Below are 10000 nucleotides of genomic sequence, written 5' to 3'. Positions count from 1 at the left end.
TCCCCAGTTTCCAATGACCCTCCCCGGTTGAGCCGGGGGCTTTCACATCAGACTTAAGAAACCGCCTGCGCGCGCTTTACGCCCAATAATTCCGGACAACGCTTGCCACCTACGTATTACCGCGGCTGCTGGCACGTAGTTAGCCGTGGCTTTCTGGTTAGGTACCGTCAAGGTACCGCCCTATTCGAACGGTACTTGTTCTTCCCTAACAACAGAGTTTTACGATCCGAAAACCTTCATCACTCACGCGGCGTTGCTCCGTCAGACTTTCGTCCATTGCGGAAGATTCCCTACTGCTGCCTCCCGTAGGAGTCTGGGCCGTGTCTCAGTCCCAGTGTGGCCGATCACCCTCTCAGGTCGGCTACGCATCGTCGCCTTGGTGAGCCGTTACCTCACCAACTAGCTAATGCGCCGCGGGTCCATCTGTAAGTGGTAGCTAAAAGCCACCTTTTATAATTGAACCATGCGGTTCAATCAAGCATCCGGTATTAGCCCCGGTTTCCCGGAGTTATCCCAGTCTTACAGGCAGGTTACCCACGTGTTACTCACCCGTCCGCCGCTGACCTAAGGGAGCAAGCTCCCGTCGGTCCGCTCGACTTGCATGTATTAGGCACGCCGCCAGCGTTCGTCCTGAGCCAGGATCAAACTCTCCATGAAGTTTGATAATGACTACGCACAACATGTGTGCGATTTATTTAATGAATTAACAGGTACGTTTTGTCTTGTTTAGTTTTCAAAGAACTTCGTTGCCGCTCTCAAAGCGACCACTTAAATATAACATTTATGAGACAAGCGGTCAATACTTTTTTTGAAAAATTTTTTGTTGTTGCTTTTATAAGCGACCAAAAGAAATTATAGCACATGATCTTTCTAATGAAAAGATAATATTTGAAAGTTTGAATAGAAAAACATGCAGCCAAATGGCTGCATGTTTTTATGATTCATCTGCTTCCTGATCCTGTTCTTCTGTATCATTCTCTTCATCTTTTTCAACTAAAGCGACAGTCGCGACATGCTCTTGTTCACCTAAGCGGATAAGACGCACGCCCTGAGTGACGCGGCCGGTCGTGGAAATATCTTTAATATCCATCCGAATGATCACGCCGCTGGCTGTGATGATCATTAAATCTTCTTCTCCTGTTGTTGCTTTCACTGTCACAAGAGATCCGTTATTTTCTGTGATTTTGCAGGTTTTCAGCCCTTTTCCTCCACGGCTTTGAACCCTGTATTCTGAAGCCGGCGTCAGTTTTCCGTAGCCTTTTTCAGTTACGATTAGCACATGATAATCCTCTTCCAAAATCTCCATGCCGACGACAACATCGTCATCTGTCAGAGTGATGCCTTTAACACCGGCTGCTGTTCTTCCCATTTGCCTTACATCTGTTTCAGGGAAACGGATCAGCAGACCGTTCTTCGTACCGATAATAATTTGTTTATTTCCGTCCGTCAGGCGGACGGCCATCAATTCATCCTCATCGCGAAGGCTTAAGGCGATCAATCCGTTATTGCGGATATTCGCGAATTGGGAAAGCGGCGTGCGTTTTGATATTCCGTGTTTTGTCGTGAAGAACAAATAAGACTCGTCATCAAATTCGCTTACCGGGATAATCGCGTTGATCCATTCTCCTTTTTCCACTTCAAGCAGGTTAATAATCGGAATTCCCTTTGCTGTCCGTCCGAATTCAGGGATCTCATATCCTTTCGCACGGTAAACCTTCCCTTTATTTGAGAAGAAGAGAATGGTGTCATGGGTGGATGTTGAAATCAGGTGTTCAACGAAGTCGTCTTCATTTGTCCCCATGCCCTGAATGCCTTTCCCGCCCCGTTTTTGGCTGCGGTAAGTGGAAGAAGGCAGACGTTTGATATATCCGTTATGGGTTAAAGTCACAACGATATTCTCGCGCGTGATGAGATCTTCGTCCTCAATCGTCTCAAGGCCTGATGTCACGATTTCTGTACGGCGCTCATCATTAAAGCGCTCTTTAACTTCCGTGAGCTCTTCCCGAATGATTTCAAGAACCTTTTCTTCGTCTGCTAAGATTGCTTTTAACTCGGCAATCAACTCAACAAGACCTTGATATTCCTCTTCGATTTTTTCGCGTTCCAGTCCTGTTAAACGCTGAAGACGCATGTCCAAAATCGCTTGGGCCTGTTTTTCGGTCAAAGAAAACTTCTCAATCAATCCGTTTTTTGCGATTTCAGCCGTTTGCGAATTTCTAATTAGGGAAATAACTTCATCAAGATGATCAAGCGCCACTCTCAAGCCCTCAAGAATATGGGCCCGCGCTTCCGCTTTGCGAAGCTCGAATGCCGTACGCCTTCTGATCACGACTTTTTGATGGTCAAGATAATGCTCCAGACACTGCTTCAGGCTCAATACTTTCGGTTGTCCGTCAACGAGCGCCAAAAGATTAATGCCGAATGATGTTTGAAGAGCGGTCTGCTTGTACAAGTTATTTAACAGTACATTAGCGTTTGCGTCCCTTCTCAGTTCAATGACGATGCGCATTCCGTTTCGGTCTGATTCATCGCGGAGATCCGTAATGCCGTCGATTTTCTTATCGCGCACTAGATCGGCGATTTTTTCGATCAGCCTAGCTTTATTCACCTGGTACGGTATTTCCGTAATAATGATTACCGGTTTGCCGGAAGATGTTTCTTCGATTTGAGCTTTGGCTCGAAGCGTAATGGATCCCCGGCCTGTTTCATAGGCTTTCCGGATGCCGCTTCTTCCCAAGATCAGCCCTGCTGTAGGGAAATCAGGTCCAGGAATGATTTCCATCAATTCCGGCAGCGTAATATCAGGGTTCTTGCTGACCGCCAAGACCCCGTCAATGACTTCACCGAGCTGATGCGGCGGAATGTTCGTGGCCATACCTACAGCAATACCGGCCGCTCCGTTGACAAGCAGGTTCGGAAATCTCGCGGGCATGACAACCGGCTCTTTTTCCGATCCGTCATAGTTGTCCTGGTAATCGATTGTGTCTTTATTGATGTCGCGCAGAATTTCCATAGATATTTTAGACATTCTCGCTTCTGTGTAACGCATGGCCGCAGCCGAGTCGCCGTCGACAGAACCGAAGTTTCCGTGGCCTTGAACGAGCATGTACCGATAGTTAAAATCCTGCGCCATTCTGACCATGGCTTCGTAAACAGCAGAATCACCATGCGGGTGATACTTACCGATAACTTCGCCGACGATACGCGCGGATTTTTTATACGGCTTATCACTTGTCATCCCAAGGTCGTTCATCGCATACAATATTCTTCTGTGCACCGGCTTCAGACCGTCTCTTACGTCCGGAAGAGCGCGGGAAACAATAACACTCATTGCGTAATCTAAAAAAGATGTGCGCATTTCCTGACTGATATTGACTTCCTGAACTTGGGGCTTATGTTGTTCACTCATTAAAAAACCTCCCTGGAGAATCTACATGAGTTGTGTGGGAGTAGATTTGTATTTATACTCTTCAACGAATTAGGCTATTCTCCATTATATCAATAATCTTGATTTTATACACATCAAATGACTAGAGCGCCAAAGGCTCATTCTAGAAAAGACCTTATTTCAATTAAGCGAAAATAAGGTCTTACAATCATTAAATATCCAAATTCTTCACATATCGGGCATTCTCTTCGATAAAGTTGCGGCGCGGCTCAACCTTGTCGCCCATCAGCATTTCAAAGGTTTCATCCGCATCGATCGCATCTTTGAGCGTTACTTGAAGCAATGTCCTCGTTTCAGGATCCATCGTCGTTTCCCAAAGCTGTGTCGCATTCATCTCACCCAAACCTTTATAGCGCTGCAGGCCTGGCTTCGGATTTTGCGGAAGCTCTTTTAAAATTTCTTCGAGCTGCTGGTCATTGTACGCATACTCAACGCGTTTCCCCTGCTGTATTTTGTAAAGCGGCGGCTGAGCGATGTAGACATATCCTTGTTCGATGATCTGCCTCATGTAGCGGTAGAAAAAGGTCAGCAGCAACGTTCGGATGTGGGCACCGTCGACGTCGGCATCCGTCATAATCACGACTTTGTGGTAGCGGGCTTTTTCAAGATTGAAATCTTCCCCAATTCCGGTGCCAAGCGCGGTGATCATAGAACGAACCTCATTGTTGGACAAAATTTTGTCCAGGCGTGCTTTTTCGACGTTCAAGATTTTCCCTCTCAAAGGCAAAATGGCTTGGAAATGACGATCGCGGCCCTGTTTTGCCGATCCGCCCGCAGAGTCGCCCTCAACGATGTAAAGTTCGGAAATCGTCGGGTCTTTAGAAGAACAGTCAGCCAGTTTTCCCGGCAGATTCGACACTTCAAGGGCGCTTTTTCTGCGCGTCAATTCGCGTGCTTTCTTTGCAGCCATTCGTGCTCTGGCGGCCATAACCCCTTTTTCAACGATTTTTTTCGCTGAATCCGGGTTTTCAAGCAGAAACTTTTCGAGCGCTTCTGAAAATAGCGCATCTGTTATCGTACGCGCTTCTGAGTTGCCAAGCTTTGTTTTCGTCTGCCCTTCAAATTGAGGATCCGGGTGCTTGATTGAAATAATCGCTGTCAAACCTTCCCGGACATCTTCCCCGCTTAAATTCGGGTCGTTTTCTTTGAATACGCCGTTCCTTCTCGCGTAATCATTGATGACCCGCGTCAAGCCTGTTTTAAAGCCTGCTTCATGCGTTCCGCCTTCATACGTATGGATGTTGTTGGCGAATGAATAGATGTTGCTCGTGTAGCTGTCATTGTATTGAAGAGCGACCTCGACCGTAATGCCGTCTTTGGACCCTTCAATGTAGACCGGCTCCTCGTGAATGACTTCTCGTGAGCGGTTCAAGTGTTCAACATAGCTTTTAATTCCGCCCTCATAGCAGTACTCATTCTTGCGTTCTTTTCCTTCACGCTTGTCTTCGATCGTGATTTTGACGCCTTTTGTCAAAAAAGCGAGTTCTCGGACACGAGTGGCAAGCGTATCATAGTCGTATTCAGTCGTTTCCGTGAATATTTCCGGATCAGGCTTGAAGTGAGTGGTCGTTCCTGTCACATCCGTATCGCCGATGACTTTCAAATCAGCTTTTGGAACGCCCCGTTCATATTCCTGGTAATGGACTTTTCCGTCTCTGTAAACCGTTACATCAAGCTCTGTTGACAGGGCGTTAACAACAGAAGCACCGACGCCGTGCAAACCACCTGAAACTTTATATCCGCTTCCGTCAAACTTTCCTCCGGCGTGCAGAACGGTCATGATGACTTCCACAGCGGGACGGCCCATTTTCTCCTGAATACCGACCGGAATCCCCCGTCCGTTGTCTTTTACAGTGATGCTGTTGTCTTTTTCAATTTCGACATTGATTTCAGTGCAGTAACCGGCCAATGCTTCATCGATGCTGTTATCAACAATTTCCCATACTAAATGGTGCAGACCTTTGCCGCTTGTCGACCCGATGTACATTCCGGGTCTTTTCCGAACGGCTTCCAATCCCTCTAGAACCTGTATCTGATTTTCATCGTAATTATTTTGCTGTTCCATTGCCACGCACATTCACCTACACTTTTCTTCAAACATAATAAATTTATAGTTAAGATTCTTTTATGAATCGATTTCCGGCTTGGATTGCGCCCGTTTTTTCAACGTGCCTGAGGCTAAAGGAGAAAAATAAATCGATTGTAATGTGACAACAATTGACTTCGGCGTGCTGTTAGAAGAGACAATCAGCTGTTTTTGCTTGTTTAAAAACTCTTCAACAATCGGCGATGTCTTTGCCTTGTAATCAAAAATAGCCACAATTTCACGCGTTGAGACGACAAAATCGTCACCTAAGTGGATATACAATCCCTCACCCCATTTTCTCAGTCCGATAGCGTGCCATTTTCAACTCGAAAGATTTCCGCTTCGTTTAAGGTTTTATGATCAATTCCATCAACGCTTGTCGTTGTTACGAATGTTTGAACACGGCCTTGAATGGTGTGGAGCAAGTGAGACTGCCGATAGTCGTCCAGCTCTGATAAAACATCATCCAAAAGCAGAATCGGATATTCTCCTATCTCTTCCTGAATCAAATCGATTTCAGCCAATTTAAGCGACAATGCAGTCGTTCGCTGCTGGCCCTGCGATCCGTAAGTCTGCACATCACGGCCATTGACGCAGAAGAGAACATCATCCCTGTGGGGACCTGACAGAGATACCCCCCGTTCTATTTCTTTATCTCTTAATTTAGAAAACGTTTCTTGATAACTATTGATCATTTTCGACAAATCGGGCGAATCTGATACGTGAAGAGACGTATGATACTTTAACGTCAGCTCTTCCAGACCTCTTGAAATTCCGGAATGAATGGGCTGAGCCCATTTTTCAAGCTGATCGACAAACTGAAGCCGTTTCATCACAACCTTTGCCGCGAATTCCGTAAGCTGTTCCGTCAGCACGTCAAGCATCGTTTGATCGGTTTGCTTTCTCGTTTGAAGCTGTTTCAGGAAATGATTCCGTTGTGAAAGGATTTTTTGGTAAAGAGAAAGGTCATGAAGATAGACAGGTGATACTTGGCCGATTTCCATATCGAGAAACCTTCTTCTGACCTGAGGGCTTCCTTTTACAAGATTTAAATCCTCCGGCGCGAACATAATCGTGTTGACAGCCCCGACATACTGGCTCAGCTTCTGCTGTTCAATATGATTGACTTTACCTTTTTTTCCTTTTTTGGAAATCACGAGCTGAATGGGAACAGAACCGTTTTTTTTAATGACCCTGCCTTCTATTTTAGCATAGTCTTCATCCCATCGTATGAGTTCTTTATCATTTGACGTCCGATGGGATTTGGCCATCGCAAGCACATAGATCGCTTCCATCAAATTCGTTTTTCCTTGAGCGTTCTCTCCGATAATCACGTTCACTTTGTTCTCAAATTGAAGGTCAAGGCGCTCATAATTACGGTAAGACGATAATGTTAGATTTTGGATATACAATCAATACCACCTGCTTTTAGCCGACGACTTGAAATGAACCGAATCCTTCAATCGTCACCACATCTCCGACATACAGTTTTCGTCCGCGGCGGTTATCCGGCTCGTCATTGACGAGTACTTCATATTCCGATAAAAACCATTTTGCCATTCCTCCGGACTGAATGACATCCGCCAATTTCAAAAACTGGCCGAGGGTAATCATCTCTGTATCAATAGCCACCGTCTTTGTCATTATATCGACCTCTTTCAATATCACTAATATCTAATTGTACTAAAAAACAGGGAAAGAAGGAAAGGGGAAACTTGCGGTATGAACAACCAAGGCAGGGCGAGAGCGCTTTTCTCCCGAAAAAATAAGAGAAGCTGCCGGACCAGCCGGCAACTTTCTATTCCAACAAATTAATACGTCCGGACAGGAAGAATTAATTGGACGATCGAATCGTCATTCGGCGTACGGATCAGAAAAGGCCTCATAGCGCCCGTGAAGCTCACGTGAATGTCCTCTCCTTCAAGAACTTTAAGGGCATCCAGCATATATTTCGGACTAAAGGATATCTTTAAGTCTTCCCCTTCAATCTGCTCGGCATTCACCGTTTCGACAACCTTTCCGATTTCCGGAGAGTTTGAAGAAATTTCGATCGACTCATTGGCGGCTGCGGAAAGTTTCACCACATTGTTTCGTCCTTCTCTCGCCAAGAGCGAAGCCCTGTCAATCGCCTGAAGAAATTCCTTTGTATTGACAATCAGGTTCGTTTTGCTTTCCTGAGGAATCAGGCGGTTTGTATCCGGATAGTTTCCGTCAAGCAGCCTGGAGAAAAACAGCACGTTTTTTGTTTTAAACAGCACTTGTGTTTCGGTAATTACAATATCGACAAGCTCCTGGTGGTCATCAAGGATCTTGCTCAGCTCGGTTAAGCTTTTTCCTGGGATGACGACATTGTAAGAACTGTCTTCGTTAATGTCGAGCTTAGCTTTTCTTAGCGCCAGACGGTGACTATCCGTCGCAGTGCATATTAATTCACCGCCCGCGACATTCCAGTTTACACCTGTCAAGATTGGGCGTGTTTCTGAGGTGGACACTGCAAAAACGGTTTGGCGGATCAAGTTTTTCAGCAGATCGGTCGGAATTTGAAAAGCGTGATGCTCTTCAATTTGCGGCAAAAGCGGATATTCGCTTGCATCCAAACCGTTTAAGTTAAACTCTGCTTTGCCGGAGCGGATGATCGTTAAGTATTGATTTTGAACCTCGATTTCCACCGTTGACATCGGCAGCTTTTTGACAATTTCACTGAAAAAACGCGCTTGAAGCACAATGCTGCCGGGCTGTTCAATTGTCACGATCTCTAAATCGCCGTCTTCTTTCGGGATAAACGATTCAATCGAAATATCGGAATCGCTGCCTGTCAGAGAGACACCTTCATCAGAGGCCACAATTTTAATACCGGTTAAGATCGGAATCGTCGTTCTTGAAGAAACGGCTTTTAACACATCTTGGACACCTTCGACTAGGCGGTCTTTTTGAATTGTAAACTTCATAATCATCCTCCTTGCGGGAATCTATTAATTATTATGTTTTATAAAAATAGCAGAAGTACTAGTAGGGGCTGTGGATTTGTGGATAAGTGCTAAAAACGAACGGAAACACAGCCTATCCACATGTGGACAGACTGTGTAAGGCTATGTTCAAGTTATTCACACTTTCCCGCTCACCATTTATCTCAGCTGCTCTTTAATTTCTTTAATATGCTGCTGGAGCTGTTCATCATTGCTCAGCAGTTTTGATATTTTTTCGTGGGCATGGATGACCGTCGTGTGGTCGCGTCCGCCAAATTCTTCGCCGATCTTTGGAAGAGAAGAATCTGTCATTTCTCTTGATAGATACATAGCGATCTGCCGCGGAAAAGCCACCGATTTTGTCCGTTTCTTCGCCTTGAAATCCTCCAGCTTAATATTAAACTGCTGGCCGACGATTCTTTGGATGTCTTTGATCGTAATGACTTTCGGCTTTGAAGACGGAATGATATCTTTCAAAGCTTCAGCAGCCAGATCGGCGTTGATGTCTTTATTGATCAGGGAAGAATATGCGACAACCCTGATTAATGCCCCTTCCAGCTCCCTGATATTGCTGTCGATCTGATTGGCAATATAAAGCATGACTTCATTCGGGATATCAAGTCCTTCTGCTTTTGCTTTCTTTCTTAAAATCGCAATTCTTGTTTCCAGATCAGGAGGCGTGATGTCTGTGATCAATCCCCATTCAAAACGGGAGCGCAAACGGTCTTCAAGCGTTGGGATCTCTTTTGGAGGCCGGTCGCTGGAAATGACGATCTGCTTTGTTTCTTCATGCAGCGTATTAAACGTATGGAAAAATTCCTCTTGCGTCTGTTCTTTTCCGGCTAAAAATTGAATATCATCTATCAAAAGAACGTCAACATTTCGATAGCGGTTGCGAAAATCGACAGCTTTATTGTCACGGATCGAGTTAATGAATTCATTTGTAAATTTCTCAGATGACAAATAAACCACTTTTGCAGATGGATTGTGATCGATGACATAGTGCCCGATCGCATGCATTAAGTGAGTCTTTCCAAGTCCGACTCCCCCATAAATAAACAGCGGATTGTAAGCTTTCGCCGGGGCTTCAGCCACTGCCAAAGACGCCGCATGGGCGAATCGGTTTCCTGAACCGATAACGAACGTATCGAATGTATATTTGGGATTCAGCATGTTTTGCGGAAAATCAGCCGGTTCTTCTTTCGACATTTTTTTGATTGGAGACTTAGGCATAAAATCTTCTTCATTTTGATTCTGAGGAATGACAAATTTAATGCTCAATTCTTCTCCTGTCAGATCGTAGATCGTATCGGCGATCAGGTGCAGGTATCTTGATTCAAGCCAGTCTCTGGCGAACTCGTTCGGTGCGGTGATGATCAGCGTATCGCCCTGCAATGAATGGGCCTTTGTCGATTTCATCCATGTTTCAAAGCTGGGCTTGCTCAATTTTTTTTCGATCTGCCCCAAAGCTTGATTCCAAAGATCCGATATGTTTTTCAT

7 protein-coding genes and 1 rRNA gene (1 of these 8 cut by a window edge) are annotated in these 10000 nt (G+C 45.3%); all 8 read right to left on the bottom strand.

Annotated features, from left to right (window positions below):
* Nucleotides 1–657, bottom strand: a 16S ribosomal RNA gene (locus MHI30_RS00040); it reaches 893 nt to the left of the window's first position.
* Between the two features lie 277 nt (nucleotides 658–934).
* Nucleotides 935–3409: a DNA gyrase subunit A gene (gene gyrA / locus MHI30_RS00035; protein WP_075751818.1), complete on the bottom strand. Its 2475-nt coding sequence runs from the start codon at nucleotides 3407–3409 to the stop codon at nucleotides 935–937.
* A 190-nt stretch (nucleotides 3410–3599) separates the two neighbouring features.
* Nucleotides 3600–5513, bottom strand: coding sequence for a DNA topoisomerase (ATP-hydrolyzing) subunit B (gene gyrB, locus MHI30_RS00030; RefSeq protein WP_075751817.1), 1914 nt, complete (start codon nucleotides 5511–5513; stop codon nucleotides 3600–3602).
* A 60-nt stretch (nucleotides 5514–5573) separates the two neighbouring features.
* Nucleotides 5574–5816: an extracellular matrix/biofilm biosynthesis regulator RemA family protein gene (locus MHI30_RS00025; protein ID WP_020449765.1), complete on the bottom strand. Its 243-nt coding sequence runs from the start codon at nucleotides 5814–5816 to the stop codon at nucleotides 5574–5576.
* Nucleotides 5817–5833: 17 nt separating this feature from the next.
* On the bottom strand, nucleotides 5834–6946 hold the full coding sequence (recF, locus tag MHI30_RS00020) for a DNA replication/repair protein RecF (RefSeq protein WP_075751816.1): 1113 nt from the start codon (nucleotides 6944–6946) through the stop codon (nucleotides 5834–5836).
* A gap of 16 nt (nucleotides 6947–6962) precedes the next feature.
* Nucleotides 6963–7178, bottom strand: a complete 216-nt coding sequence (yaaA, locus tag MHI30_RS00015; protein ID WP_003178084.1) for a S4 domain-containing protein YaaA — start codon at nucleotides 7176–7178, stop codon at nucleotides 6963–6965.
* Nucleotides 7179–7345: 167 nt separating this feature from the next.
* The gene (gene dnaN / locus MHI30_RS00010) at nucleotides 7346–8482 is read right to left on the bottom strand and encodes a DNA polymerase III subunit beta (RefSeq protein ID WP_026580417.1); all 1137 of its coding nucleotides are present in this window, start codon (nucleotides 8480–8482) and stop codon (nucleotides 7346–7348) included.
* 177 nt (nucleotides 8483–8659) lie between these two features.
* Complete coding sequence (dnaA, locus tag MHI30_RS00005; protein WP_075751815.1) at nucleotides 8660–10000, bottom strand: chromosomal replication initiator protein DnaA; 1341 nt, start codon at nucleotides 9998–10000, stop codon at nucleotides 8660–8662.

This window comes from Bacillus sp. FSL L8-0528, from assembly GCF_038593085.1.
Lineage (GTDB): Bacteria > Bacillota > Bacilli > Bacillales > Bacillaceae > Bacillus > Bacillus paralicheniformis.
The sequence above is the reverse complement of the archived record's forward strand: the minus strand, read 5'-3'. Positions and strand labels throughout refer to the sequence as shown.

What these genes read in the sequence shown, in the direction of transcription:
- yaaA (WP_003178084.1), bottom strand. Translation starts at nt 7,178, where the DNA reads ATGACAAAGACGGTGGCTATTGATACAGAGATGATTACCCTCGGCCAG.
- gyrA (WP_075751818.1), bottom strand. Translation starts at nt 3,409, where the DNA reads ATGAGTGAACAACATAAGCCCCAAGTTCAGGAAGTCAATATCAGTCAG.
- dnaA (WP_075751815.1), bottom strand. Translation starts at nt 10,000, where the DNA reads ATGAAAAACATATCGGATCTTTGGAATCAAGCTTTGGGGCAGATCGAA.
- dnaN (WP_026580417.1), bottom strand. Translation starts at nt 8,482, where the DNA reads ATGAAGTTTACAATTCAAAAAGACCGCCTAGTCGAAGGTGTCCAAGAT.
- gyrB (WP_075751817.1), bottom strand. Translation starts at nt 5,513, where the DNA reads ATGGAACAGCAAAATAATTACGATGAAAATCAGATACAGGTTCTAGAG.